This is a genomic window from Variovorax sp. M-6 (assembly GCF_052114385.1).
Taxonomy (GTDB): Bacteria; Pseudomonadota; Gammaproteobacteria; order Burkholderiales; family Burkholderiaceae_C; genus Variovorax.
The window spans coordinates 99474-124308 of sequence record NZ_JBFREQ010000005.1 but is presented as its reverse complement, the minus strand read 5'-3'; the positions used below and the strand labels follow the sequence as shown (position 1 = coordinate 124308).

Sequence of the window (24835 nt, the reverse complement as noted above, 5' to 3'; positions counted from 1 at the left end):
GTCATGCGCACGCACGTCGAACGTCGTGGCCGAAGGTCTGCTCATGGCCGCTCTCTGTCACAACCGCAGCCGCGCCGGCCCCACTGGCTCCAACAGCGAGGGCCGACGAGGAGCCGGTTACGTATTGCAACAAATGGCACAATGGCACCGCCGCGGGCATCGCGCGCGGCAGCCATGGAGGCCTGTACCAGACTGGCTGCGCGGCCTTTCGTTCACAACGGTTTCAACGACCATAAAAAATGAAAATCAACCACAACATCATCGTTCTTGCCTTGTCTGCCTTAGTGCTGACTGGCTGCGCCTCCGTCAATATGGCCAGCAAGGAGGAAACCGACAAGGCCAAGCAGTTCACTGCTCCAAGTGAAGGGAATTCAGGACTCTACGTTTACCGCAACAGCTTTGTAGGGAAGGCGTTGAAGAAGGACATCTGGGTGAATGGGAAATGCCTGGGAGAGAGCGCATCCGACGTGTTCTTCTACACGCAGGTGGAAGGCGGCAAGAAGCACAAAATCGAAACGGAATCGGAGTTCTCGCCCAACTCCCTGGACGTGTTTGTGGAAGCCGGCAAGAACTACTTCGTGCGGCAGTTCATCAAAATGGGTGCTTTCGTGGGCGGCGCCGACTTGGAGCAGGTCCCAGAGGAGCAAGGCAAGGCTGACGTGGCCAAACTCGGCCTGGCGCAGCCGGGGAAATGCGGCACTTGACCGTCTTCTTGGAGGGCGGCAACGAAAGCTCTACTGCCTTCTCCGCGCCTCTTTGCACAGAGCACTCGTAGACGGCGAAGCGAGGTCAGCAGCTTTGAGTGTCGGCCTGTGGCTGACCGTGGCCTGTGGCCGCTCTGCGCCTCCCACTAGACGACGCTGTGCAAGTCTCTCGTGCGGTTAGCGCACCTGTCTGGCACTTGAAGGTCGGTTCGATTCGTCATGCTGGGAACCTGTCGCGAAGGTCCGGACTTGGCCGCATTCCGCCGTTGCTTCGGTCCGGCCACATGACGCGTGCGCTACGCGTCCCCCTGCAACGTAGCTAGGACACGTTGAACGATGCTGGAGGCCTGAACTGGGCGAGCTCCAAGCCAGTCATGGAGGCGATGGCCGGCGCCGGCCAGGCGAATCACCTCGACGCTCTGTGCCTTCCGTGCGCGTGTGATGTACTCGCGTTCGACCTCCTTGGGTATGACCGAGTCCTCCGAGCCACACACCACAAGCAGCCTTCCGCTGAATCGCTCGAGAGCATCAAAGGCTGGCGTGCAGCGAAAGAGGTTGTCGCACGGATAACCTGCCTGAAGGCCGGCCCGAAGGCCAGGTTCTGTGCCGCTTGCTCATACGCTGCAGGGCAGTAAAGCACGAGCGCCGTCGGAGCCAGCGAATCAATCAAGGTACACGCCACGTGGCCGCCCATGCTGCTCGCAATCATCGAGACCGGGCGCCGCATCCTGAGGTGCTCGACCACAGCAAGCGCCTGCTCGGCACGATGGCTCAGGCTCGAATCGGCAAGGTCTCCGCTGCTTTCGCCATGCCCCGAGAAGTCGAACGCCGCGCAAGAGTGCCCACGCTCGGCCAACGAAGTAAGCAGTGGCTGGAAGCCCTGGCGCGTCGAACTTCCGCCTCCGTGGAGAGCCAGAGTGCGCGGGAAGCTCTCGGAAGCGCCCCGGGTTATGGAGCCGTGAAGCATGACATCACGAAATGGAACCTGGAAACCGGAAATGTCAGTCACGCCATTTCGCCCAATCGAAAGTGAAGCCCGGAGGTCCGGTATTGGCCGCATGCTGCCTGAGGCAGAACAATTCTGCTGCTACGTTTCGGGGCCAAACCTGATTCGAAGGTGCCTCGCGAGGTGCCGGCCATGGCCAGCGTCGGCGACCTGTTCGGCGGTCGGCAGATACTTGTCGACCACGTCCTTGCTCAAGTATTGAGCGTCCTCGAAGGCCGTCCCGCAACTTGGGCATCGAACGTGGCCGCCGGCTGGCGAGGGTTCCGGGTGCTGAACGTTCGACAGGTCGTGCAAATCAACGTACCAGGTATCGCACTCGTAGCAGTCAACCCAGATGTGCCTGCAGGATGGGCAGCGCAAGAACACCAAGTCTTCGTCCCCACAACACTTGAAGTGAGCGTACTCGACGTCCTCGTCGTTGAGCAAGAGCGAACTATTCGGCTTGATGTCTGGCATGGTGAAGGATTGGGAGGTCGCTGCGAAGGTCTGGTTGGGCCGACTAGAGCCGCTCAATCGAACGCGACAGTATCTCCGCAGGCCAAGCTGAAAGGTGGCCGCTCCCGCCGAAACGCGGGTCCGGCCCTATCAGTTTCCCGAGGACGGTGACTCTCTTCCCGTGCCAGCGGCGAAGTTGCTCTTCGTTGAACTGCAAAGCTCCGGCGCCTACGCTGAGCCAAATGCTGGACGGTTCAATGGGCCCAAAGGTCTGGGAAATACGGCGTTCCTGCTTGGGGAAATGGTCTATCGCAGTGCCTTCGAATTCGAAGCGAAGAATGCCTTCCACAGCGACGTCTTCCCCTGCCAAGCTTGGCAGGGCATCGATGGCAGCGTTCACGGAGATAGCAGGTTTCATCAAATTTGGCCGCTTAGGTTGAACAGCCGCTTCTGGCCGCATCCTGCCACACCTAGACCTACGGCAGYCGGCCGGAAAGGGACTTTCGCTGCCCGCAAAAGTGAGACAACGAAGCGGTCGGGAGTGCGGCCGCTACTTGCGTAGGTAGTGAAGCATGTACGTTGAGGGCTCGAATGCACCGCTGTCCACCGCAAGCTGAAAACACTCGCGAAGTTCCTCTTCCGAGGTGAAGGTGTACTGGCTCAGACGGTCACCGGCGAAGCGAGCAAGGCGCCAAAAGTCGAAGCCATTTGTCTCGCCGTTCTGGCCGAAATCGAAATCCACCAATCCAGCCTCAAGCTCGACGCCGATGCCATACCCGTGCTTGAGGTACGGCACGCCGCCTGGAAGGACGCCATTGTGCGGAAGACCATTGCAGGCCCAGGCAACATTGCTTGCAGGCATCGCAATGCCTCCCTCCTTGAGGAGATTCACGGCTGCTGCTACCGCAGCCAGGAAGTCCACGATGAGGCTACGAAGGCGCGAATCCATTTGGGTGTGCATTTGGAGGTATCAGAAGTTGGTGCTGACCGTCCGGTTATGGCCCGACTGTAGCCTGTCGGCTGCCAGCCGCTTCGGGCCCGCTGCCGTCGTTGCACACCTGGGTCTGAAAGTCCGTTCTTCATCCGAGAGCCGGCGTCGTGCCACGCAAAGTCGGAATCGACCAGAACCTTGACCACGGATTGTTCGAATGCTCGACGATAGCCCTTCCGGCCACCACGTACGTGTACTAGGTGGCTGCCGGGATAGGCTTCCTTTGCCAGCCAATCAAGAATGTCGTGGCGTCTCTTTACGCTGCTGTTTCTCCCGATCCCACGGATGCGTGCACGCATGCCGCTGGGTCGCTTTCGGTGCACGCGTTGCGTCCTGGGGTGGTCCATATGCGCTTGTTCTATGTTCTGTCATGCCTCTTTCGCGGCGCACTTGTCACTGGAGCAACCGGCTTGCTAGGTGCTCTGCCGGCCTTCGCAGCCGGCAGCTTGGACGGTCGGGTGCTTGGCGGTGGCGCGCCCATTGCCAGCTCGGCGGTCACCCTGTGGGCTGGGAGCGCAGGTCGGCCGGTCCAACTCGCGCAATCCAGGACCGATGGCGAAGGTCGCTTCACCATGCCCGTTCCTCCCGATGTCGCACCAGGCTCCAGCCTCTACATGGTCGCCCAGGGCGGGCGGCCGAGCGCGAGCAAGAACGCAACTGAAAACCCTGCCATCGCATTGATCGCCGTCCTCGGTGCCGAGGCACCCCCCAAGGTGGCGATCAACGAGATGACAAGGGTCGCCTCGGTATGGACGAACGCGCAATTTCTCGACGGTACCAACCTGAGTGGTCATGCGCTCGGTAGCTACTGACGCCGGCCCGCCTGCGGTCGGCATCCCGGCGGCCACTCAGCGCCCCGTGCTGGGCTGCAAGGTCGTCACGCCGGTCAAGCCGGATCAGCGCGCGATGCTTGCAAAACTGCCAAAAGACAAGATCTCGCCGATCAAGTACCAGGGAAGGCCTACTATGCGATTCTCGAGAGCAACTACAAACTCGAGGCTGCCCAGATCAACCAGATGGAAATGGACTGGGGTGGATGGGGTGGCCCTGGATTCATCGCATTCGACCAGTAGATGAAGGAGTACCATGACGAAAAGAATCATCGGTCTCGCTTGCGCCGTCTGGGCGGCGGTTGCCCTGTCGGGTTCCGCATCCGCTCAGGGGGACGGCGGCAGCCAGACCCCCTGCGAACTCCAGTACAGCACTTGCACTCAGACCGCCAACGCTGACTACCAGTTCTGCGTTCAGGCATCGCAAAGCAACTGTCAACAGCATCTGAACGAAGCGCTGCAACGCTGCAGCGACGCGCAGACGCGCTGCAACATGGCCACTGGCAACTACTGACCGGTGAGGCTGACTGTTGCAATTCTTGCGAGTGGATCCGCGTATGCATCCAAGAGTCCCTGGTGACGAGTGAAATCGAATCCTGGCAACAGTGGCTTGGGTGAAGGGCGGCTTCTTGCCGCATTCTGCCCGTCGCCTCGAAGTCAGCTGCCGGCCTCTTCGGCTGGGACGTAGAAGGCCCAGACGTTCGCCGAGACCTCGCCGGCAGCGAACTCGACGGCACGCTCGCCAACCTGAATGCTGTAGACCCTCAGCCTATGGCTCTGAGAGGGGTGAGAGGGATGTGGGAGGTCAACGGCAGCGTCATGCGCTCGCTTCCAGCTTTGCGTCCACGGATTGGCGCCACCGATGTCGATGGGGCCGCCCTCTGCAACGACACCAACTGCCTTCCATTTCTTCATCTGCATGCGATAGACCTGCCTTTTGAACTTCGCCGGGAGGGCTCCGTCAATGTCTGGTTGTGGCTGCGGATTCAACCGGTCGATGCAACACTCCTTCTGCCTACGGCAGTCATCAGTGTGTTGCATCGACCGGTTGAATCCGCAGCCGCATTCTGCCCCTTGCGGAAGCGAAATCAGGTGCCGCCGGTAGAGCCCTCCGTCAGCAGTCGGGCGACGGCCTGGCCGACCCTTTCGGGCGGGGCGTTGAACTCGGTATCGACGACGACGCAGCGTCGAAGGCCGAGGGGACCAAGCGATGCTTGACGTTTGAATGTCTCCAGCAGTTCTGCGTGTGTCCGCAAGCCATCGAGGTGGCCTGGATGGCGAGACCTCGCGAGGAACCGGGATGCCGCAACCACCGGGGAGCATCGACAGTACACCTCGACGACTCTGCGAAGGGAGCTTAGCCACTCGACCAGTGTGCCCGAGTCCATGGTTGAACTGGGGTGCCGCCACCAAGAGGTCACAACGGCGCCCTGGAAACGCCTGGCCGCCTCCTGGAGTTCCGTGTCAGCTCGTCGGCTCAGGTCTCGGCGCACAGCCTCGTCGTGGACGCCTGTCGTCGGGAAAAGGGCCTCAAGAAGGTCGTCTTTGTCGAGCAGAGGCAGGTCGAGTTCCTGCGCCAAACTCCGCGCGAGCGTTGATTTGCCGCTGGCAGGCAGGCCACTCACGATAACGAAGCCCTGCATCAGCGCGTTTCCTCATTCATCTTGAACGGCCCCCTGCGAAGGTTCGGAGTTGGCCGACTGTAGCCTCCCGCGTTCTCATCGCGAAATGGCCAAGGGCTCCCGATTACGGTACAGCGCCGCATGCTCGCGCGTGTATTCCCGCAAGGGGCCGAGTCGGACGTCTTCCGCGGTGAACTGCTCTCGAGGCTTGATGTACGCGTACACACGGCAGGCCGCCCCTCGGCCATCCTGCAGCGCCTCGACCTCGAGCATCACGCGACGGTATCCGTCTGACTCCGTAACGCGTTCCAGTTTGTCCATGGCGACCAACGTCGCCTCGTCAACTTCAAACACCTGACCGACAACTCGCTCACCTTCCCCCGCAGCATCGATGAGCCAAGGGGAGAACCGCTTCCCGACCAGGTAGAGCGGAAAGCGTTCGACGGTCATGAAGTCTCCCGCCACTCGCGCGCCCCTGTTGGTTGCGGAACTGGGGAAGCCCTCCTTCAGCGTTCCGAAAACGAAGACAAGTTGCGACATGAAGGTCTATGCATCTACCGGTTACAACTACGAAGCCCACCGGAAGGTCCGGAATTGGCCGCGTCCTGCCTGTCACTAGCCTGACGAGCGAGGGTATAGCCACAGCATCAACGTGACCGTGGAAAAAAGCATTAGAACAGCTGAGGTTGCGAGCACGTAGGTAAGAAAGGTCGCCTTACCGAAACGGAGCATAGACCTCCGAGGAACTCAGAGGTCCGTTTGGTCCCGCACCCCCAACCAGTAAAACTCTACCGTCGAGCAACGCCACAGACCGATGGACCCTGCGTGGCTCACTCAGCGGGAGGCTCGTGCTCCACCGATTTGTGGTCACGTCATAGATTTCCGTGCTTCCAAGGTCAGTTGTTCCCCCGTCGCTTGTTCCTCCGGCGACGAGCACCTTGCCACCAGGAATGAGCGTTGAGGTATGGCCCCAGCGGGAGACGCTCATTGCGCCTGCAGCAGCCCAAACTCCAGTGGATGGATCGTAAAGCTCTGTGCTATTTCGCGGAGTGCTCAGTCCGCTATAGATGTAGCCACCTACGGCCAAGACTTGGCCGTTTGGCAACAGCGTTGCAGTGGCCAGGGAGCGATTTTCGAGCGTTGAACCAGTCACTGCCCAAGTGCCTGCGACGGGGTCGTAGAGCTCCGAAATTGTAGAGTCCGCCCCGCCGAAAACGAGAACCTTTCCGTTCGCCAGGAGTGTGGCGTAGTGAAAGGTGCGTCCTACGTTCAGTGAGCCCGTAGGAACCCATTGCCCGGTAGCCGGATCGAACAACTCGGCCGAGGTGATGGTTGATCTGAATGAGGTCCCGCCTGCTACAAGCAACTTGCCATTGGACAGCAAGGTTGCCGTATGGCCATAGCGGCCGACGTTCATCGATCCAGTTGTTGACCACTGACCAGTGGCCGGCTCATACAACTCGGCTGTGTTCGTTTCATGCGCAGCGAGAGCTGAGGATTCGGTGCCGCCCGCGGCAAGCACCCTACCGTCGGACAAAAGCGTCAGGGAGTGGATTCCTCGAACGGTGCTCATTGAGCCGGTAGCCATCCATTGCCCCGTGGTGACATCAAAGAACTCGGCGCTACTAAGGGGCGGGTCAAAGCTCGAATCGCCTCCACCGACGGCCAGAGCCCTGCCGTCAGTCAACAAGGCGAGACCGAAGGCGACTCGATTGGTGCTCATCGCACCCGTTACCACAGCGATGTGCACTGTCGCTGAAGCGGAGCCTGCTTCGTTTCTTCCCGTGATGATGTAACGGGTAGAGGACTGAAGGCCTCGGGGGGTACCGCTGATGGCTCCGTTCGTTGTGTCCAGGCTCAACCCAGCCGGCAATTCGGGCACCACGCTGTAACTCTTGACGGGCCCACCGACACTTGCGGGCAGATTGGGGGTGATTGGTTTGCCGAGGTTGTACATCGCGCTCGGCGTGCGGTAGCCAAGCGCGGTTGGCGGGGAGGGCAAAGCCTCGACCGAGATGCGCAAAATGACGCTGCTTGAACCAGCGCTATTACTCGCTGTGATGGTGTAGTTTCGGCTGGGGCTCAACTGCGTTGGCGTGCCGCTAATGACGCCTGTGACCTTGTTCAGAACCAGGCCAGTGGGAAGAGCCGGAGACAAACTGACCTGTGTGAATGCGCCACCATCGGCCACAGGCGTGTTGGGCACAATGGCCTGCTCCAAGCGATAGATCGGCGCCTCGCTCAAGTAGTGGAGGTTGGTTGGCGCAATCGCGCGTGGCGTGACTTCGATGCGGACTCCCGCGGTCGCGGAGCCCGAGGCATTGCTTCCCGTTACGGTATAGAGGACCTGGGTCGAGGGTGCCTGCGGTGCGCCGCTGATGACACCGCTCGCTGGATCAAGCTCCAGACCAGTCGGAAGGGCCGGCGCAATGACATAGCGGGTGATTGTCCCGCCGCTGTAGGTCGGGGTGTTCGGTGTGATGAGCATGCCGGCCACATAAGTCACCGAGGCGCTTGCGAAACGCAGACCCTGAGGAGGAGAGACGGGTTCCGCCGGTGGCACACTCGGCGGGTCCATCGCTGTCGTCCCGGAGGCCGAACTCGCGGGCTGGCTTGCCGGCGCAGGCGCCGCCGCGGAAAGAACGGAGCCACCTCCGCCACCACCTCCACCGCCGCAAGCGGCAATCAACCAGGCTGCGGCGCATATTGCGAGCACGCCCCTGACGAGCCCACGAGCAGTTCCCCCCGTGCGCACCCACAGTTTTTCTCTACGCATTTCCATCTTTTCCCAAAGCGACAGATAGTTACATTAAAATGTAACACTGAAGTAGTCGATTTGGTGTCGCCCCGGCGGGTGTTTGACTGGGAGAAATACCGAGGCGTTGCCTCAGCTCGGCGGCACGCATTCACCGCTGACCCGTCGGCTTGTGGTCGCATCTAGCGGTGTCGTCGGATGACGGCTCATGGCCGACTGTAGCCTGTCGGCTACCAGGCGCCTCGGGCCCGAACCGACTGTACGCGGCGCTCCGAAGCTGACATTTGCAATGTGCACACTGAACTGAACTACAGGTAAACGCCCAAGCTCCTCGATCTGCATTTGCCGACCCTGCGCGTCGACGGCTCTTGCAGGTTTGACCCATTCCCACCTCAGTAACAGGCGAGATACATTTAATCTGTAAAAATAACAATCGGAAACCTCTCCGGCTTTGGCCCGAGGGGTTTTCCTCATCTACCAATAAATTTAACGAGGCTGAGGATGATGTTTTTTCAGGTGAATTTTTACGGGCGCTGCGGCGCGGTGGCGGGCGCGATCGCGCTGCTGGCTTCTTGTGGTGGGGGCGGCGGAAGCAACGGAGCTGGCTTCGTTTCTCCAGTAGCGCCCGTGTCCCCGGTCGTCAAAAAGCACACGGTTGGCGGTACGGTCACTGGCCTGACCGGCAGCCTGGCGCTGCAGAGCAATGCGGGTGACGACCTCCAGCTGACGGCCGACGGCAAGTTCACTTTTTCGACCGCGCTGGCCGAAGGCTCGACCTACGAAGTCAGGGTGCGCACCCAGCCCTTCTGGCAGTTCTGCACCGTGACCAAAGGCAGCGGCACTGTCACGGCCGACGTCGGTGACGTGGCCGTGGCCTGCTCGGCGGCCCAGGCACAGGTTTCGACGCTGGCCGGATCCGGCAGCTCCGGTGCACTCGATGGCAACGGCACCGCCGCAACGTTCGCCGACCCCTTCGGCATCGTCATCGACAAGAACGGCGGGCTGATCGTGTCGGACGTGGGCGGCAACCGCGTGCGCAAGATCACGGCCAACGGCGACGTCACCACCTTTGCCGGCAACAACAACGCCGCCACGATCGACGGCAACGGCACGGCGGCCTCGTTCAACGGTCTAACCGCCATCGCCCTCGCGCCCTCGGGCGATCTCTACGCCGCGGAGTTCTCCGGCAACCGCATTCGCAAGATCTCACCGGCGGCCGACGTGACCCCGTTCGTGGGCACCGGTGCGGGCACTTCGGTCGACGGCAACGCCACGAACGCCACGTTCACCGGCCCCATCGCGATGACGGTCGACAGTGCCGGCAACATCTACATGGCCGAACTCAACACCTCCCTCATCCGCAAGATCACCTCAGCGGGCGACGTGACCACGCTGGCCGGCTCCGGCGGCTTCGGCTTTGCCGACGGCACCGGCGCCGCGGCATCGTTCTACCGGCCCTACGGCATCGCAATCGACGCCGCGGGCAACCTCTTCGTGGCCGACAGCGAAAACAACAGGATCCGCAAGGTGACACCAGGCGGCGTGGTCACGACCTTCGCGGGCTCGGGAGCGCCCGGCGCCGCGGACGGCGCGGCCGCCAGCGCGACCTTCCAGCGCCCGGGCGGCGTGGCCTTCGACGCCGCCGGCAACCTCTACGTGGCCGACACGGGAAACAGCGTTCTGCGCAAGATCACGCCGGCGGGTGTAGTGTCCACGCTCGCAGGCCAGGCCGGCGTGATGGGCTCGCAGAACGGCATCGGCTCGGCCGCGAGGTTCAGGCAGCCGTCCGGCGTGGCGGTCGGCGCCGACGGCACGATCTACGTGGCCGATACCCTGGGCAACCGGATCCGCAAAGTCGTACCAGTCGGCGCGCCCTGAGTCGCGTGATCGCCGACGCGACGGGCCAATCACCGCGTCGGCGTGTCGCTCGCATCCCGTGCCGCTACCGCCGGTTTCATTTCGCATGTCGACGAGGTGTGTTTGAAACCGGCAGCACCCCACCAAACGGCTATTCCGCAGGGCCGGCGCGTCGCCATGAGGCGCTCTCGAAGTCGGGGTCCATGGAATAAAAGATACTCTTCAAACGGCACGGTCGAACGATTGATGATCGTGTGTTCGCCGAGGCCGCTGGCAACTTCAGGTTCAACAGCGAAATGCTTTTGCAATCTGACCTCGTCGAGCGCGTTGTACCGGAGCATCAACGCCCGGAAACGGCCGACTGTAGCCAGCTTGCGAGCCCGCTGGGGGGCAGAGTTGGGGGACAACGGAGGGGCCATGACGAACTTCCGCAGTCGGCCGAATTTTGACCTCCACGCCGCGGCGTCAGGGCGAGCCAACAACTTCATTGAAGGTCTTCCAAGCTCCGGCCTTATGCAGACGAGAGTGGCCGTGCCGACGCGCCTGCCTGCTCGTTCCTTACCAGCGTAGCTAGCCGCTCGACTGCGCTCGCGTCGTCGGCTGGCACGAACCAAATGGGTCCGTCTTTCGTGGGCAACGCTGCGGCGTCCAGGCTGACGATCCCCTGGCAGTGCCGCGCATTCCGCTCACGACGACCGCCCAGGTGCGCATGTGCGGCAACAGCGTGGCGCCGGCCCAGGCCGAGGCGCTCATCCGCCCCACTTCCGCGCATGAGGCCCTGAACTGCCGGCGGGCTACCGCGGTAGCGGTTTAGTCCTCGCCTCTGAATCACCCAGATGCGAGCCTCGAGCGTCATTCCAAAGGCTATCTTAGGATCCGCTCTCCGGATTCCTCCAAGTCCGCAAAGGGCGCGAGGACTAGACCGCTCGCGCGGTAGCCAGCCGCGGAGGCTGGTGGGTCGGCAATCATCGCATCCCTGTCTATGTTGAGGGATGCACCGAATCCGCCAGAGCCAGTTCAAAACTCCTTCGGCTGCATCTCAAGGGCCAAGCCGTGTCCCCATCTGGAGCGCGGTGCTTTCGGCCTGACGGACGCAACGTACTCACGATGTCGCTCGGCTGCGCAAAAACTCGCACCAGAGCCTCTTTGAAACCAGCGGCAGCCCAGCCGCAAAGGTCCATTGCTTGCCGCGATGCCGCTGGGCGAGCCTGTATCGCTACGGCCCCACTGGAGAAGCTTCTCCGGGGCTCAGGGAGCGTGTCAACAGGCAATCACCAAACTTCTCACGCAGTGCGAGCTTGTATAACTTTCCGGTGGCCGTCATTGGCAGTTGCTCGACGAATACGACTGCATCCGGCATCCACCATTTGGCCACCTTGCCTTCAAAGGCCGACAGCACCTGTGCCTCGGTGAGTTGCGCGCCGCCCTTGGGCTGCACGACGAGCACCGGCCGTTCGCCCCAACGCTCGTGCTTACCGGCGATGCAGGCCGCCAGTTGCACCCCAGGAATCGCGATGGCCAGATTCTCAAGTTCGACGGAGGAGATCCACTCGCCCCCCGACTTGATGACGTCCTTGCTGCGGTCGGTGAGACGAACGTACCCATCGGCATCAATCAAGGCGATGTCTCCGGTGGGAAGCCAGCCTTGTACAGTCGCCGGCGCATCTGCCTTGAAGTAGCGCGAAATCACCCAGGGCGCGCGCACCTGCAGATCGCCCGGCTTGCCTGTGCCCCAGGCAATCTCGTGGCCCTCTTCGTCCACGGTGCGCACGTCGGCACCGGCCACGGCCCGGCCTGCCGTGACGAAGACCTGCTCACGCATCTGCGCTGCCGAATGCATCTTGTGTTTGGCCAAGGGGCGCGCTGTGGTGGTCATTGCTGCGGTCTCGGTCATGCCCCAGCCCTGCACGACTTCAACGCCCATCTCCGCGTAGGCCTCCATCATGGACAGTGGAGTGGCGGAACCGCCGAGCAGCAATCGGCGCAGCGTGTGCAGCTTCAGGTTGTTCTGACGCAGGTAGGCCAGCATGTTCAGCCAGATTGTCGGCACGCCGATCGAGAACGTCACACCTTCATCTTCGATCAGCCGGTAGAGCGACTCCCCGTCCAGCTTGCCGCCGGGCAGCACCAGCTTGGCGCCGGTCAGCGTGGCGGAGAACGGAGACTCCCAGGCATTGGCGTGGAACATAGGCACCACCGGCAGAACGACTTCGCTGGCCGAGATGTTCTGCGAGTCGGGCAATGCGACCGCATATGCGTGCAGCACCGTGGCGCGGTGCGTGTAGATAACCCCCTTGGGCTGCCCGGTTGTGCCTGAGGTGTAGCAAAGAAAGGCGTCCGTCCGCTCGTCGAACTCCGGCCATTCGAAGCTGCCGTCCTGCTGCGCGAGCAATTGCTCGTAGCCTGGCTGGGAAGAGGGCGGTTCCGCTGCAGCGTATGCATCGTCGATCAGCACCCAGTGCTCGACACTGGGGCATTGCGGCATGAGTTGCGCCACTGTCTCGGCGAAGTCCGATGAGTAGAACAGGATCCTGTCCTGTGCATCGTTCACGATATAGACAAGTTGCTCCAGGAACAGGCGCGGGTTGATCGTGTGGCAGATTGCACCGATGCCGGTGATGCCGAAATACAGTTCGTAATGCCGATGGTCGTTCCATGCCAGCGTGGCCACCCGGTCTCCGGTGCCAATGCCGAGGGCCGTGAGCGCGCTTGCCACCTTGCGAGCACGCAGTTCGCAGTCGGCATAGGTGTGGCGATAGGTCTGTCCGTGGATGACGGAGACGACTTCGCTGCATCGGTGATGTCGTGCGGCCTGCTGCAAAAGGTTCTTCAACAGCAGTGGAATATCCATGGCATGAATGCCAACGCGATTTGTCATGGCGCAGTGCCTCTAGGATCTGTCAGTTGGGGTTGCGTGAAGCGACAGTCTAGGTGGGCGACTGTTTTTTGACATCGTCGGATTGGATGATTTTTCGTGGGCAATGCCAGGCGCTACAGACCTCGCGCAATCGCTTCACGCATGATCTCGTTGGCGCCGCCAAAAATGCGCTGGATGCGCGCATCGCTGTACACGCGGGCGATCAGATACTCGTTCATGTAGCCGTATCCCCCGAAGAGTTGAAGACACTCGTCCACCACGCGCCCCTGGGCTCGGCTGACAAGTACTTTCACCCCGCCATGTACGCGAAGAACGCTATTTGACTGAATGGCCCTGTCTTTCGAGGCTTGCTTCTTCCTCGGCCAGGTTTTCGATCATCAAGAGGAGACTCTTTCGAACAATGGCCACGGATCTCTCGGGAATGCCTCGAACGCTTGTCCGATTGACATCTTCGGCCAAAGGAACGAGCACCTTTTCGAGCGAACGTCCGGCAGGTGAAAGAAAGACGTGCATGTTTTTTCTATTGCCTGCCAGTTGTCTTCTTTCGACCAATCCCATGCTTTCCATGGCCTTCACGGCACTGAAAGTAGTCGGCTCCATAACCCCCGCAAGATCACTGAGTTCGCGCTGAGTCAGGCCGTCCTGAATCCAGAGGATGCGTAGGAAAGTCCAATGGCCAAAGGAAACACTGTGGGCGGCTAGACGATTCTGAAGAGCTCGCATCTGTGCGCGCGCAACGTCTCGTATCAGGTGCGCTAGACGATCTTGAGGAACTGCCTCGCGCCAGTGATGCAAGAGATGCTGGGTGTGCTCGGTGTCAGGCATGGTCGGATCGTTTTTGGAAAATAGCCTACTTGAAGCTTCGGCATGATATCCACTGTCTGGCGTCTCGATTCAAGAATGGCTAGGGGGGTGCCAACAGCGGACGGGCTGGGCCCGGCGGTTCCTGGAACAAGCCATCGGGCTGCACGGCGTGCCCGAGAGGATCACCATCGACAAGAGCGGCGCCAACACGGTCGCCACCCATCAAGGACGACAGCGCACGAAGCCGGGCACCGGTCGCACGATGCGTTTGATGGTTCGGTGAACTGCTCGCTGCGGGCGCCGTGCATCAGTCGGTGCAGGTGGTCAATCGCAAAGCTGAGCTTCTCGATCTCTTGTTCAAGCAAGGAGACGGCACGCCGTGTCGGGGAAAACCACTCTACACCGCATCGTCCGACCAGGCGGTACGGCGTTCTCGCGTGCCGCCACCCCCGAATCTCGAGGCCCTTTTGAGACTGTCTCCGGCAGCACCAGCGTCTCCCAATCGACACGAAAAATAGTTAGACGGCTAATAATACTAGGGAAAACACCAAGACAACGGGATTGTGAAGGGAAAGGGCGCGCACCTAAAATACTTAGACGCCTAACAAAATAATGCCGCGAATCCGAGTGCAACCGTTGCTCCCCCACATGAACTCCACGATCTCACCACCACTCGCCTGGTCAGACTCGCTGCTGCTTGGGAACATCGGCATCGATGATGAGCACGCGGTGCTCGCCGAGTGCATCGGCCGCCTGCAAAGCGCGCGTGACGAAGACCTGGCGCTTGCGCTCGACGAGGTGTTGGCGCACGCCGCGAAGCATTTCGCAGCCGAGAACGCATTGATGCTGGACACGGCTTTTCCTCCGCGCGATTGCCACATCAAAGAGCATGAAGCCGTGCTCTCGAGTCTGGGCGGCGTCAAGAGGCGCCTGACCCATGGCGATGTCGAGGTCGCCCGCCGCTTGGCCGACGAACTGGCGTCCTGGTTCCCCGCGCATGTCCAGCATCTCGATTCCGCCCTGTCCCATTGGCTATGCAAGCTGCGATACGGCGCCAAGCCGCTGGTGCTGCGCATGGGCCGAAAGTCCACGGCCGAATCGGCCAGCTAGTTCAACCACCTTGAGAAGTCGACCATGATGACCCCCGAAGAAAACGATTTGCTCTGCCGTGTCGAGGGCCAGGCCCCGATGGGCCGATTGATGCGCCGCCACTGGACGCCCGTCTGCCTGCAGGAGGAGGTCGGGGAACCGGATGGCACGCCGGTGAAGGCACGCGTGTTCGGAGAAGACCTGGTCGTGTTTCGCGACAGCGACGGCCGCGTCGGTGTGATGGACGAGCGCTGTCCGCATCGACGTGCATCTCTGGTGTACGGCCGCAACGAGGAGGGCGGCCTGCGTTGCCTCTACCACGGCTGGAAGATGGACGTCGACGGCAATGTCCTCGAGATGGCTTCGGAGCCGGCAGCCAGTGGCATGGCAGAGAAGGTCAAGCACACGGCCTACCCGGTGAAGGAATGGGGTGGCATGGTATGGGCCTACATGGGCCCGAAAGAGACCATGCCGTCTTTCGAGCCACCGGCCTGGGCGCCGACGGCAGACACACGGGTGAGCATCGCCAAGGTTCATTTGCCGTGCAACTGGGCGCAGATTCTCGAAGGCGCCATCGACTCGGCACACAGTTCCAGTCTTCACTCGTCCGACATGGTTCCTGCGCGCGTCGATAGCGCCAAGGCCACCGAGAAGACCTGGCTGCGTCCATCCACCGACAAGGCGCCGCGCATGCAAGTACAGCGCACCGGCTACGGCTTCCGCTATGCCGCGCTGCGTCGACCCCTCACAAACGCCGCGGCCAATGACTATGTGCGTTCGACGGTCTTCGTCGCCCCCGCGACCGCCCTGATACCGCCCAACAATCTCTACAACGTTGCCAACATCAACGTTCCGATGGACGACACGAACACGGCGTTCTATTTCATCGCCTGGGGTCACCCTGCGCAGACACCGGAGACTGCCACCTGGCGCAAGTTCCTGCGCCAGACGGTAGGCATCGATCTTGACGAAAGCTACCGTCCGCTGCGCACCGAGGAAAACAAGTTCTGGCAGGACCGCAACGCCATGAAGGCGGGCAATTTCACAGGCATCACCGGCTTCCCCAATCAGGATGTCGCGATGTGGCTGACCATGGGCCCCATTGCCGACCGCACCCATGACCGTCTGGGCGCGAGCGATCTCGCGATCGTCGAGTTCCGCAAGCAGATGCTCGAGGCAGTACGCGCCTTCGAGCAAGGTGCCCCTGCCATCGGCACGGGAGCCGAAGCGGCCACGCCAACCGTCTGTGCATTTCAGGCCATCGTTCCCAAGACCACCGACTGGCGCAGCTACGAAGCACGCTACATCTGGCAGGACGGACTTGAAAAGCCCGAACTCGAACCGTCCTATTCCGTGAAGGGGTGAATTCGATGAGCAAGCTTCAACTCTCCGTTGCGATGGGCGACTACGACCGCACCCGTGCTCTCTATGACGGGCGCGTCCAGATCGACGGTGTCGACCCCGTGTACATGCTCCTCAATCCCGAGGAAATGTTCTTCCGTGCGATGCGCAGCGTCGATTTCGACATCACGGAGCTCTCGTTCTCCAGCTATCTCGTCAAGCACTCGAGAGGCGAATGTCCCTACATCGCGCTGCCGGTCTTCCTCTCGCGGGCATTCCGTCACACGTCCATCTATGTCCGCAAGGACCGCATTCGCGAACCTGCGGATCTGAAGGGCAAGCGCATCGGCCTGCCTGAATACCAGCTCACGGCCAACGTATGGGCGCGTGCGATCTTGCAGGACGACTACGGCATTCATCCCGCTGATGTGACATGGGTCCGCGGCGGCATCGAGACCCCCGGGCGTCCCGAAAAGATCAAGCTGCAGCTCCCTGGCGACATTCGCATCGAACAGGCTCCGGAAGGCGCAACGATTTCGCAGATGCTCGACCGGGGCGAAATTGACGGTTTCATGGCGCCGCGTCCGCCCAGTCGGGCAGCGCTCGAGAACCCGAACATCGGATGGCTCTTCGACGATCCCACAGCCGTGGCCAAGGACTACTACAAGCGCACCGGCGTCTTTCCCATCATGCACGTGGCGGCGATCCGCAAAGAGCTGGCGGCGAAGCATCCCTGGCTTCCCGCCGCGGTCGTCAAGGCTTTCACGCAGTCCAAGGCCGCGGCGCTGCAACTGCTCTCGGACACTTCGGCCACCAAGGTCACGCTGCCGTTCGTCGAGGAGCAGCTACAGGCGGCGCGCGAGACGATGGGTGAGGATTTCTGGTCCTACGGCGTTGCCGCGGCAAGCAGAACGCTGGAGACATTCGTTCGAAGCCATCACGAGCAAGGCCTTTCGTCCAGGCTGGTGCCGGTGAGCGAGCTCTTCCACCCGGCTACATACGAGACCTACAGCATTTGAAACAAGCACAAGAGACAAGCGCCATGAACCGCAGAACCATTGCCTGGTCCCTCCTGGCCTACGCCGCATGTTTCGCCGCCGGACCGGTGGCACATGCGCAGACCTATCCCAGTCGCCCTATCAAGCTGGTCGTTCCCTACTCAGCGGGAGGCTTGCCCGATACCGTGGCGCGTGTGCTCTCCCGACCGCTTGGAGAAGCGTTGGGGCAATCGGTCTTCGTCGAGAACAAGCCGGGCGCTGGCGGCGCCGTCGCTGCCGCAACGCTCATGCAGGTGCCGGCCGATGGCTATACGCTGCTGGTGACCGATGGCCCGATGCTGTCGATCACGCCGCTTCTGACCAAGAAGATGAGCTACGACGCAGCGACGGACTTCGTTCCGGTGTCGTTGGTCGGCAAGGCTCCGCTGTTCCTTGTTGTCAATCAGAGCGTGAAAGCCAACAACCTCGACGAGCTCATCGCTTTGGCAAAGGCCAAGCCGGGCGCGCTCAACTACGGCTCCGCAGGCACGGGGAGCATCCATCATCTGACAGCAGAGGCCATGAACGCGAGCTTCGGTATCGTCATGACGCATGTGCCATTCAAAGGCAGCGCAAATTCGGTACCCGCCATGATTGGTGGCCAGGTCGACATGGTGTTCGCCTCCCCACCATCGCTGATGGGATTCGTCAAGTCCGGGCAGGCTCGCCTCCTGGCCACCAACTCCCCGACGCGCTCCCCGCTGGCCCCGCAGATGCCGGCGTTGGCTGAAAAGATTCCAGGTTTTGACTTCGCGTTCAACGTCGCGGTTCTGGCAAAGAAAGGCACGCCGAACGATGCGATTGCCAGGGTCAGCAACGAGATCGCGAAGATCGTCAAGCGGCCGGACATTATTGAGCAGTTGCGACTTGCCGGCGTCGACCCCGTGGGGAGCACGCCCGAGCAACTTGCAGAGGCGTTGCGAAGCGAGAAGCAGCGCGTGACCGATGCCGCCGCGCGCGCTCAGCTGAAAGCCGAATAAGGCACCGCCGTGACCACGCCTCAGACACACTCCGACACCCAGATGCCGTTGCGCGTCGCTCGCGCGTACGACGTCGCTGAAGGAATCCGCAGCTTCGAGTTGGTGCAGGCCGATGGCAGCGACTTGCCGCCGTTCACGCCCGGCTCGCACGTCAAGGTGCAGGTGCCCAATGGCCTGATGCGCAAGTACTCGCTGTGCAACGACCCGGCAGAGCGCAATCGGTACGTCATCGCCGTCAAGAGAGACGTCGCGGGTCAAGGCGGCTCGATCTGCATGCACGAAGAAGTCCATGAAGGGGATACGCTGCCTACGTCGCTGCCCTCGAACGCATTCCCGCTGGTAGAGAACGCAAAGGGCTACCTCTTCATCGCAGGAGGGATCGGCATCACACCCATCTTGTCGATGATTCGATCGTTCGGCGAGCTGGCGCCGGCGCCGTGGAAACTGCTCTACCTGACACGCTTGCCTGAGGCCACGGCCTTCCTTGACGAACTGGGTCAACCCGAGCTGAAGAAGCAGGTGCGCATCCATCACTCCCTGGGTGATTCTGGTCGAGTTTTCGATCTCTGGCCCACCCTGGAGAAGCCGAACACGGCGCACGTGTACTGCTGCGGCCCGCGTCCGCTGATGGAAGCTGTGCGTGACATGACCGGCCACTGGTCGCCGGCCAATGTGCATTTCGAAAGCTTCAACGAAGGCGGGGGTGTTCGTCCGGACGACGAGCCCTTCACGGTGAAGCTGGCTCGCACGGGTGGCGAGTTCGAGGTGCCGGTCGGCAAGTCGATCCTGACCGTCTTGCGCGATCACGGGTGCAACGCTGCGTCGTCGTGCGAGAGCGGCACCTGTGGCACCTGCCGTACCGGGCTGCTCGGTGGCGAGGCCGACCACCGCGACATGGTGCTGATGCCCGAGGAAATGGAAAGCCAGATCATGATCTGCGTCTCGCGGGCCAGGTCTGCCGAGTTGGTGCTCGACCTGTGACACCGGATCGCGAACTCCGACTCGGTGTGGCCGGACTTGGCCGTGCCTTCACGCTGATGTTACCGACCCTTCAGCGCGATCGCCGCGTCCGACTCGTCGCCGCCTGCGACCCGCGCGAGGAAGCGCGGTCCCGATTCGCGACGGATTTCGATGCCCCGGCCTACGCGGACATCGAGGGCCTGGCGGCCAACCCGGAAGTCGAGGCGATCTATATCGCCAGTCCGCACCAGTTCCATGCCGAGCAAACTCGTATCGCGGCCAGGCACGGCAAGCATGTGCTGGTCGAGAAGCCCATGGCGCTCACGATGGCCGAATGCGACTCGATGATCGAACACTGCCGCGAAGCGGGCGTTCATTTGATCGTTGGTCACTGCCACAGTTTCGACACACCTTACTTGCGGGCGCGCGATGTCGTCTCGAGCGGTGAACTTGGCCGAGTGCGCATGATCCATGCACTCAACTACACCGACTTCCTCTACCGACCTCGCCGTCCAGAGGAGCTGCGCACCGAGGATGGCGGTGGCGTGGTGTTCAGCCAGGCTGCGCACCAGGTCGACGTTGTGCGATTGCTCGCGGGCGCGCCCGTGGCCCGTGTGCGAGCCGTCACGGGCGACTGGGATCCGGCGCGCCCTACGCAAGGCGCCTATTCCGCCCTGCTGTGGTTCGAGGGTGGTGCCTTTGCCAGCCTCAGCTACAACGGCTACGGCCATTTCGACTCGGACGAATGGTGCGGATGGATTGGCGAAATGGGCGTCGAAAAGTCTCCCGACGCCTACGGCGCGGCACGACGCAAGCTCGCCGCCGTGAATTCTCCGAGTGAGGAAGCGCGCCTCAAGGCCTCGGGGACCTATGGGGGCGCTGGCTATGTCGCCGCAGCACCCGATGGTTCGCAAGCCTGGCACCAACATTTCGGGCCCATCGTGGTGTCGTGCGAGCGCGGCGACGTGCGGCCGCTTCCCGACTGCGTCTGGGTCTACGATGACCGGAAGAAGGAGCGCCGGCCGCTTGACGTCCCCCGAGTGCCCCGCTTCGAGGTCATTGACGAGTTGTACGACGCTGTGGTGGGCGGTGTGCCTGCGCTGCACGACGGCCGATGGGCGCGGGCCACGCTGGGTGTCTGCCTGGCTTTGCTCGAATCAGCCGGATCGAACCAGGATGTGGCCTTGGCGCCCTGAAAGTTCGTGCTGCCTCTCATTGGAAAAGCGTGCTCGAACTGGTTCTGGTGCAAATCGCGCCTCCGGTAGGCTGTGGCAGTCGATGTTCGGCTGAGCGCCAAACGCGATGTGAAGGCGGCCACGGCCTTCTTTTCGAAAGGCGCTGAAGACTCAAGGGCGGGGTCCGGTAAGCATCACTCTCGATGGCTACGCTGCCTCGTATCGCGCGGTGCGGGAATTGCCCGAGCAGAACTCTCGCTGGAAAGACACGCGACTGCGATCGTCGAAATACCTGGACAACCGAATAGAGCAGAACCATCGAAACGTGAAATCACGTATCAAGCCGATGCTCGGCTTCAAGATCTTCGATCGCGCGGCAGTGACGATCGCCGGCACCGAGTTGCTGCATCGCATCCGCAAAGGCCAGTTCAAACGATCACGCCACCAATGCACCGTTGGGCGATCAAGACCTTGCCGGTGCTGGCCGACCTTTGAGCGCCAGACAGCGGCCTGGCTTCATGGGCTCCGCGTCACTACCGCGAAAGAACCCAGTAGGTGCCATCAAATCCGTCGTAACCGACGATGCGGATGCGCGCGGCGCTGCATAGACTTCTTCTCCTGAACGACCACTCCAAGGAGACCCGGTGATCAAAGTCAGCATCATGTATCCGTATCAGCCCGATGCGCGGTTCGACCACGCCTATTACCGAGACAAGCATCTGCCGATGGTCCAGCACAAGATGGGTGCATCGCTCATTCGATACAGCATTGACAAGGGCGTATCCAGCGGCGCGCCGGGCACACCGCCAATCTACGTCGCCATTGCGCATCTCTACAGCGAATCGCTGGAGACATTCCATGCAGGATTCGGGCCGCACGCGGCTGTGATCCGGGACGACGTCGCGAACTACACCGATATCGCACCGTTGCGACAGGTCAGCGAGGTCGTGGTGGGGCAAGGCGGCTCCTGACATTTTCAGAGCGAAAGAAATCAACATGGACTTTGCAGGAAAAGTGGCCTTCGTGACTGGCGCAGCGTCGGGTGTCGGTCGCTCCACTGCCCTGGCCTTTGTGGCTGGCGGCGCTCGCGTGGCGTTGGTGGACCGCGACGCCGATGGTTGTGCCCAGACGCTGCTGTCAGTTCAGCAAGCGGGCGGCCAGGGGCTCGTGCTGCCTTGCGATGTCACACAGGGCGCCCAGGTGGGAGCAGCAGTCAACAAGACGGTGGCGACGTGGGGTCAGCTTGACTGTGCAGTCAATTCGGCCGGTGTCGAAGGAGCGACCCGCGAACTGCTGGAAGAAGACGATGCGCTGTATGACCACACCATGGACGTCAACGTCCGCGGTGTCTGGCATTGCATGCGCGCGCAGATTCGGCAGATGCTGCGGCAGCAGGGCGGCGGATCGGTGGTCAATGTGTCTTCCGGCGCCGGGCTCGTAGGTTCCGCACGATCACCCATCTATGGTGCATCCAAGCATGCCGTCATCGGCTTGACCCGCAGTGCTGCGCTTCAATACGCCCGTCGCGGCGTGCGTGTGAATGTCGTGTGCCCATCCGGCATTCAAACGCCGATGGCGGAACGCATCGTCGCGTCCTTTGCCGGCGGTCCCCCTTCCAACGGCGGCGCCAGATATCCGCTGGGGCGCTACAGCACGCCCGAGGAAATCGCTTCCGGCATCCTCTGGTTGTGCTCGCCCGGCGCAGCTTCGGCGATCGGCAGCGTGCTGACGATCGACGCGGGTTTTACGGCGGCCTGACGCGGCTGCGGTCGGATATTTCATTACTAGAACAGGAGATTGATATGAAGCGGCGCATACTCGTACAGGCACTGTCACTGGCGCTCGTTGCGCTACCCTTGCTCGCATCGGCGCAATCCGGGCCGTGGCCTTCGCGGGCCATTCGGATCGTCACGCCACAGGTCCCCGGCGGCGCCGGCGATGTCATGTTGCGAGAGTTCGGGACGCGCCTTGCAGAAAGGCTGGGTCAGCCCGTGGTCATCGACAACCGACCCGGGGCCAATGGCATCATCGCCACGCAGGCCGTTGCACACGCACCCTCCGACGGCTACACGCTGCTGTTTACGCTCACGCAGCACATTCAAGTCCCGATCCAGTACAAGAACGCCGGCTATGACCCCATCGCGGACTTCACGCCGATTGCGCGAGTCGGTGCGGCTTCTACCATGTTGGTCGCCCGCCCCGCGCTAGGCATCAAGTCGGCGGCCGATCTGGTGAAGAACGCGCCCGGCAAGGAGTGGACGTTCGGCAGCACGGCCAGCGGCCCACAGGTGGTGCTGGAGGCCTTCAACAAGAGCCGGAAACTGAACATGCTCAGCGTGCCCTACAAGGGCGAAGCGCCTGCAATCCAAGACATGATGGGCGGCCAGATCGACATCGCGCTGTTCACCGTCTCGACGGCGCGCCCCTTTGTCCAGAGCGGCAAGCTTGTGCCATTGGGCATCAGCGCGACCCGTCGCGCCGCCTCGCTACCTAACCTGCCCACGTTTCTCGAGCAGGGCTACGAGGATTTCAACTGGATCGGCTGGTACGGCTTCATGGGTCCGGCCAAGCTACCGCCGGCGATCACGACGCGCCTGACGACCGAGATCAAGGCCATCCTGGACACTCCGGAAATGGCCAAGAAGCTGGATTCGATGGATATCGTCCTCAATTGGGCCGATGGTCCGACATTCCTGTCGGGAATGAAGACGGACACCGCCCGCTGGGCCGAGTTGGTGAAGCGATCCGGCGTCACCTTCGACTAGTCACGGGCCAACGCGGATACGGCCGAAGGGCCGTACGACGTCCGCCAACGCGTATCCCACGCGCTTGCGATTCACGACCGGGAGGCTGACGGTGCTGATGCACCACGCCTCCGGCGAGCGTGAACTCATCGCGACGCCTTAGAAATTAACTACTGGAGACTTTCGATGAAAAAAGGCCTTTTGTGCTTGGCCGGGTTGGCCGCGGTTGGCGCAGCCTCCGCCCAGTCAACCGTCACCGTATTCGGCGTCCTTGATGTCGCCGTCAGCGGTTACAAGAATCAATCAGAGACGCCCACCGGCGTGACTGTCAACACCACGAAGACTCAGATGTCGACTGGCGGTTTAACCGCCGGTCGTCTCGGCTTTCGAGGAACTGAGGACCTCGGGGGTGGTTTGGCTGCAAATTTCTGGCTAGAAGGTAGTTTGTCACCCGATACAGGGAATGGTGCAGGTGCAGGTGGCGCTTTCATGTTCAATCGCCGGGCAACTGTAGGTTTGTCAGGGGCTTTTGGCGAATTTCGTCTTGGCCGTGACGTAGTGCCTACTTACTGGAACGACGCAGTATTCGACCCGTTCGGCAATCTGGGCGTCGGCGCGAGTTTGGTGTATACGGCGAACGGCGGTGTCGCATTCGGTGTGCCCAACAGTGGCTTCGAAAAGAACATGAACTACGTTCGAGCTTCTAACTCCATCGCCTATTTCTTGCCGCCGAATTTGGGGGGATTCTACGGACAGGTCATGTACGCCTTCGATGAGAAGACCAGCTACGATCCGGGCGGCCTCACCCCTCCTGGTGTTCCTGCGGTTGTGGCCAATCCGGCGCTCGTACTCGTCCCGGATAATGCGCGTGCTGGCGGATACTATGGCGGCCGTTTCGGCTACGCCCGTGGTGCGCTGGATGTCGCGGTGGGGCTTGCGAAGAGTACGGTCGCTTCGAACTTCTATGCCGGAAGTACGACTGCGCTCAGTATTGTGAATGTCGGTGCCTCGTATGATTTCGATGTTGTCAAGGTGTTCGGTGAATATTCGAACAACAAGCAGAAGACCGATCTTGCAATAAACAAGCTCAATCCGTTCGGACTGACGAAACCGGGTGCGAACGGCGTGGTGCTCGGAGTGACCGTGCCGATTGGCCCGGGCCTGATTCGTGCTGCATATTCAGCTGTCAGGTACACCAACGTGAATCTCAACATCACCGGACTAAATCCCAATCCAAAGGCCGATCAGGTGGCCCTGGGTTACGTATATAACCTTTCGAAGCGCACAGCGCTGTACGCTTCGGCTGTGTATATCGAAAATAAGAACGGGGCTTCTTTGTCGGTATCGTCAGTTGGTGCCCCGACTTTCTATACCGGTCGTGTTCCTGGCAGTCCCGGCAGCGCCGTACCGGACAAGTCCATGGGTTACGACTTTGGCATTCGCCATGTCTTCTGAACGAGTCGTGGAGAGTTAGTCAGCGATTTGAAGAGAAAGGGCTGAGCTGCTGGGGGAACTGCGTGGCGCTGCTGGGATTCAATTCTCTTGGATGCGCAAGCATTCTCTCGGCCGGCATCAAGGTCGCGACAAAGCTGGCTGGCTGTCCAAAGTGAGGCGGAAATTCTTGGCA

General features: G+C 61.5%; 24 protein-coding genes and 3 pseudogenes. 16 read left to right on the top strand and 11 right to left on the bottom strand.

Going from position 1 to position 24835, the window contains the following annotated elements; translation table 11 throughout:
• Nucleotides 1–239 precede the first annotated feature (239 nt).
• On the top strand, nt 240–704 hold the full coding sequence (locus tag AB4Z46_RS07945; protein ID WP_442282939.1) for a DUF2846 domain-containing protein: 465 nt from the start codon (nt 240–242) through the stop codon (nt 702–704).
• Nucleotides 705–1110: 406 nt separating this feature from the next.
• Here the strand turns inward: AB4Z46_RS07945 and AB4Z46_RS07940 are convergent, their stop codons facing one another.
• The 4 genes from AB4Z46_RS07940 to AB4Z46_RS07925 all read right to left on the bottom strand — a co-directional run bounded on the left by AB4Z46_RS07940 (nt 1111) and on the right by AB4Z46_RS07925 (nt 3106).
• Complete coding sequence (locus tag AB4Z46_RS07940; RefSeq protein WP_442283066.1) at nt 1111–1671, bottom strand: alpha/beta hydrolase; 561 nt, start codon at nt 1669–1671, stop codon at nt 1111–1113.
• Between the two features lie 120 nt (nt 1672–1791).
• On the bottom strand, nt 1792–2166 hold the full coding sequence (locus AB4Z46_RS07935) for a hypothetical protein (protein WP_442282938.1): 375 nt from the start codon (nt 2164–2166) through the stop codon (nt 1792–1794).
• Nucleotides 2167–2209: 43 nt separating this feature from the next.
• Nucleotides 2210–2545, bottom strand: a complete 336-nt coding sequence (locus AB4Z46_RS07930; RefSeq protein ID WP_442282937.1) for a hypothetical protein — start codon at nt 2543–2545, stop codon at nt 2210–2212.
• 150 nt (nt 2546–2695) lie between these two features.
• Nucleotides 2696–3106 (bottom strand): DUF6896 domain-containing protein, encoded by a 411-nt coding sequence (locus AB4Z46_RS07925; protein WP_442282936.1) that lies wholly within the window; start codon nt 3104–3106, stop codon nt 2696–2698.
• 602 nt (nt 3107–3708) lie between these two features.
• Between AB4Z46_RS07925 and AB4Z46_RS07920 the strand changes: the two genes are divergently transcribed.
• Together AB4Z46_RS07920 and AB4Z46_RS07915 are read left to right on the top strand one after the other, a co-directional pair.
• On the top strand, nt 3709–3948 hold the full coding sequence (locus tag AB4Z46_RS07920; protein WP_442282935.1) for a hypothetical protein: 240 nt from the start codon (nt 3709–3711) through the stop codon (nt 3946–3948).
• Between the two features lie 274 nt (nt 3949–4222).
• Nucleotides 4223–4480, top strand: a complete 258-nt coding sequence (locus AB4Z46_RS07915; protein ID WP_442282934.1) for a hypothetical protein — start codon at nt 4223–4225, stop codon at nt 4478–4480.
• A gap of 143 nt (nt 4481–4623) precedes the next feature.
• Here the strand turns inward: AB4Z46_RS07915 and AB4Z46_RS07910 are convergent, their stop codons facing one another.
• The 4 genes from AB4Z46_RS07910 to AB4Z46_RS07895 all read right to left on the bottom strand — a co-directional run bounded on the left by AB4Z46_RS07910 (nt 4624) and on the right by AB4Z46_RS07895 (nt 8166).
• Nucleotides 4624–4887, bottom strand: coding sequence for a hypothetical protein (locus AB4Z46_RS07910; RefSeq protein WP_442282933.1), 264 nt, complete (start codon nt 4885–4887; stop codon nt 4624–4626).
• A gap of 167 nt (nt 4888–5054) precedes the next feature.
• Nucleotides 5055–5609, bottom strand: a complete 555-nt coding sequence (locus tag AB4Z46_RS07905; protein WP_442282932.1) for an AAA family ATPase — start codon at nt 5607–5609, stop codon at nt 5055–5057.
• Between the two features lie 75 nt (nt 5610–5684).
• Nucleotides 5685–6128, bottom strand: a complete 444-nt coding sequence (locus tag AB4Z46_RS07900; protein ID WP_442282931.1) for a gamma-glutamylcyclotransferase family protein — start codon at nt 6126–6128, stop codon at nt 5685–5687.
• Between the two features lie 175 nt (nt 6129–6303).
• The gene (locus AB4Z46_RS07895; RefSeq protein ID WP_442282930.1) at nt 6304–8166 is read right to left on the bottom strand and encodes a kelch repeat-containing protein; all 1863 of its coding nucleotides are present in this window, start codon (nt 8164–8166) and stop codon (nt 6304–6306) included.
• A gap of 804 nt (nt 8167–8970) precedes the next feature.
• Between AB4Z46_RS07895 and AB4Z46_RS07890 the strand changes: the two genes are divergently transcribed.
• On the top strand, nt 8971–10221 hold the full coding sequence (locus AB4Z46_RS07890) for an NHL repeat-containing protein (protein ID WP_442282929.1): 1251 nt from the start codon (nt 8971–8973) through the stop codon (nt 10219–10221).
• A 1195-nt stretch (nt 10222–11416) separates the two neighbouring features.
• Here AB4Z46_RS07890 and AB4Z46_RS07885 read toward each other — a convergent pair.
• The 3 genes and pseudogenes from AB4Z46_RS07885 to AB4Z46_RS07875 all read right to left on the bottom strand — a co-directional run bounded on the left by AB4Z46_RS07885 (nt 11417) and on the right by AB4Z46_RS07875 (nt 13903).
• On the bottom strand, nt 11417–13078 hold the full coding sequence (locus tag AB4Z46_RS07885) for a long-chain-fatty-acid--CoA ligase (protein WP_442282928.1): 1662 nt from the start codon (nt 13076–13078) through the stop codon (nt 11417–11419).
• Nucleotides 13079–13191: 113 nt separating this feature from the next.
• Nucleotides 13192–13368: pseudogene (locus AB4Z46_RS07880) on the bottom strand (acyl-CoA dehydrogenase family protein); the annotation flags it as partial.
• Nucleotides 13369–13393: 25 nt separating this feature from the next.
• The gene (locus AB4Z46_RS07875; protein WP_442282927.1) at nt 13394–13903 is read right to left on the bottom strand and encodes a MarR family winged helix-turn-helix transcriptional regulator; all 510 of its coding nucleotides are present in this window, start codon (nt 13901–13903) and stop codon (nt 13394–13396) included.
• Nucleotides 13904–14012: 109 nt separating this feature from the next.
• Here AB4Z46_RS07875 and AB4Z46_RS07870 point away from each other — a divergent pair.
• The 12 genes and pseudogenes from AB4Z46_RS07870 to AB4Z46_RS07815 all read left to right on the top strand — a co-directional run.
• Nucleotides 14013–14099, top strand: a pseudogene (locus tag AB4Z46_RS07870) (IS6 family transposase); the annotation flags it as partial.
• 431 nt (nt 14100–14530) lie between these two features.
• A complete protein-coding gene (locus AB4Z46_RS07865; protein WP_442282926.1) occupies nt 14531–14992 on the top strand; it encodes a bacteriohemerythrin in 462 nt (153 codons plus the stop codon).
• 24 nt (nt 14993–15016) lie between these two features.
• A complete protein-coding gene (locus AB4Z46_RS07860; protein WP_442282925.1) occupies nt 15017–16336 on the top strand; it encodes a Rieske 2Fe-2S domain-containing protein in 1320 nt (439 codons plus the stop codon).
• Nucleotides 16337–16341: 5 nt separating this feature from the next.
• Entirely contained in the window at nt 16342–17331 is a 990-nt protein-coding gene (locus tag AB4Z46_RS07855; RefSeq protein WP_442282924.1) for an ABC transporter substrate-binding protein, read from the top strand.
• A gap of 23 nt (nt 17332–17354) precedes the next feature.
• A complete protein-coding gene (locus AB4Z46_RS07850; RefSeq protein ID WP_442282923.1) occupies nt 17355–18329 on the top strand; it encodes a Bug family tripartite tricarboxylate transporter substrate binding protein in 975 nt (324 codons plus the stop codon).
• A 42-nt stretch (nt 18330–18371) separates the two neighbouring features.
• Nucleotides 18372–19310 carry a PDR/VanB family oxidoreductase gene (locus AB4Z46_RS07845; RefSeq protein WP_442282922.1) on the top strand — a complete coding sequence of 313 codons (939 nt, stop codon included), beginning with the start codon at nt 18372–18374 and terminating at the stop codon, nt 19308–19310.
• A 26-nt stretch (nt 19311–19336) separates the two neighbouring features.
• A complete protein-coding gene (locus AB4Z46_RS07840; RefSeq protein WP_442282921.1) occupies nt 19337–20485 on the top strand; it encodes a Gfo/Idh/MocA family protein in 1149 nt (382 codons plus the stop codon).
• A 78-nt stretch (nt 20486–20563) separates the two neighbouring features.
• A pseudogene (locus AB4Z46_RS07835) lies at nt 20564–20906 on the top strand (DDE-type integrase/transposase/recombinase); the annotation flags it as partial.
• A 202-nt stretch (nt 20907–21108) separates the two neighbouring features.
• The gene (locus AB4Z46_RS07830) at nt 21109–21435 is read left to right on the top strand and encodes an EthD family reductase (RefSeq protein WP_442282920.1); all 327 of its coding nucleotides are present in this window, start codon (nt 21109–21111) and stop codon (nt 21433–21435) included.
• Nucleotides 21436–21460: 25 nt separating this feature from the next.
• Nucleotides 21461–22222: an SDR family oxidoreductase gene (locus AB4Z46_RS07825; RefSeq protein ID WP_442282919.1), complete on the top strand. Its 762-nt coding sequence runs from the start codon at nt 21461–21463 to the stop codon at nt 22220–22222.
• 44 nt (nt 22223–22266) lie between these two features.
• Entirely contained in the window at nt 22267–23229 is a 963-nt protein-coding gene (locus AB4Z46_RS07820; protein ID WP_442282918.1) for a Bug family tripartite tricarboxylate transporter substrate binding protein, read from the top strand.
• Between the two features lie 165 nt (nt 23230–23394).
• A complete protein-coding gene (locus AB4Z46_RS07815; RefSeq protein WP_442282917.1) occupies nt 23395–24663 on the top strand; it encodes a porin in 1269 nt (422 codons plus the stop codon).
• Nucleotides 24664–24835: the final 172 nt, after the last annotated feature.

Coding starts and splice junctions, on each gene's coding strand:
- AB4Z46_RS07945 (WP_442282939.1), top strand. CDS start 240: ATGAAAATCAACCACAACATCATCGTTCTTGCCTTGTCTGCCTTAGTG.
- AB4Z46_RS07940 (WP_442283066.1), bottom strand. CDS start 1,671: ATGCTTCACGGCTCCATAACCCGGGGCGCTTCCGAGAGCTTCCCGCGC.
- AB4Z46_RS07935 (WP_442282938.1), bottom strand. CDS start 2,166: ATGCCAGACATCAAGCCGAATAGTTCGCTCTTGCTCAACGACGAGGAC.
- AB4Z46_RS07925 (WP_442282936.1), bottom strand. CDS start 3,106: ATGCACACCCAAATGGATTCGCGCCTTCGTAGCCTCATCGTGGACTTC.
- AB4Z46_RS07920 (WP_442282935.1), top strand. CDS start 3,709: ATGCCCGTTCCTCCCGATGTCGCACCAGGCTCCAGCCTCTACATGGTC.
- AB4Z46_RS07915 (WP_442282934.1), top strand. CDS start 4,223: ATGACGAAAAGAATCATCGGTCTCGCTTGCGCCGTCTGGGCGGCGGTT.
- AB4Z46_RS07910 (WP_442282933.1), bottom strand. CDS start 4,887: ATGCAGATGAAGAAATGGAAGGCAGTTGGTGTCGTTGCAGAGGGCGGC.
- AB4Z46_RS07905 (WP_442282932.1), bottom strand. CDS start 5,609: ATGCAGGGCTTCGTTATCGTGAGTGGCCTGCCTGCCAGCGGCAAATCA.
- AB4Z46_RS07900 (WP_442282931.1), bottom strand. CDS start 6,128: ATGTCGCAACTTGTCTTCGTTTTCGGAACGCTGAAGGAGGGCTTCCCC.
- AB4Z46_RS07895 (WP_442282930.1), bottom strand. CDS start 8,166: ATGGACCCGCCGAGTGTGCCACCGGCGGAACCCGTCTCTCCTCCTCAG.
- AB4Z46_RS07885 (WP_442282928.1), bottom strand. CDS start 13,078: ATGACAAATCGCGTTGGCATTCATGCCATGGATATTCCACTGCTGTTG.
- AB4Z46_RS07875 (WP_442282927.1), bottom strand. CDS start 13,903: ATGCCTGACACCGAGCACACCCAGCATCTCTTGCATCACTGGCGCGAG.
- AB4Z46_RS07865 (WP_442282926.1), top strand. CDS start 14,531: ATGAACTCCACGATCTCACCACCACTCGCCTGGTCAGACTCGCTGCTG.
- AB4Z46_RS07860 (WP_442282925.1), top strand. CDS start 15,017: ATGATGACCCCCGAAGAAAACGATTTGCTCTGCCGTGTCGAGGGCCAG.
- AB4Z46_RS07855 (WP_442282924.1), top strand. CDS start 16,342: ATGAGCAAGCTTCAACTCTCCGTTGCGATGGGCGACTACGACCGCACC.
- AB4Z46_RS07850 (WP_442282923.1), top strand. CDS start 17,355: ATGAACCGCAGAACCATTGCCTGGTCCCTCCTGGCCTACGCCGCATGT.
- AB4Z46_RS07845 (WP_442282922.1), top strand. CDS start 18,372: ATGCCGTTGCGCGTCGCTCGCGCGTACGACGTCGCTGAAGGAATCCGC.
- AB4Z46_RS07825 (WP_442282919.1), top strand. CDS start 21,461: ATGGACTTTGCAGGAAAAGTGGCCTTCGTGACTGGCGCAGCGTCGGGT.
- AB4Z46_RS07820 (WP_442282918.1), top strand. CDS start 22,267: ATGAAGCGGCGCATACTCGTACAGGCACTGTCACTGGCGCTCGTTGCG.
- AB4Z46_RS07815 (WP_442282917.1), top strand. CDS start 23,395: ATGAAAAAAGGCCTTTTGTGCTTGGCCGGGTTGGCCGCGGTTGGCGCA.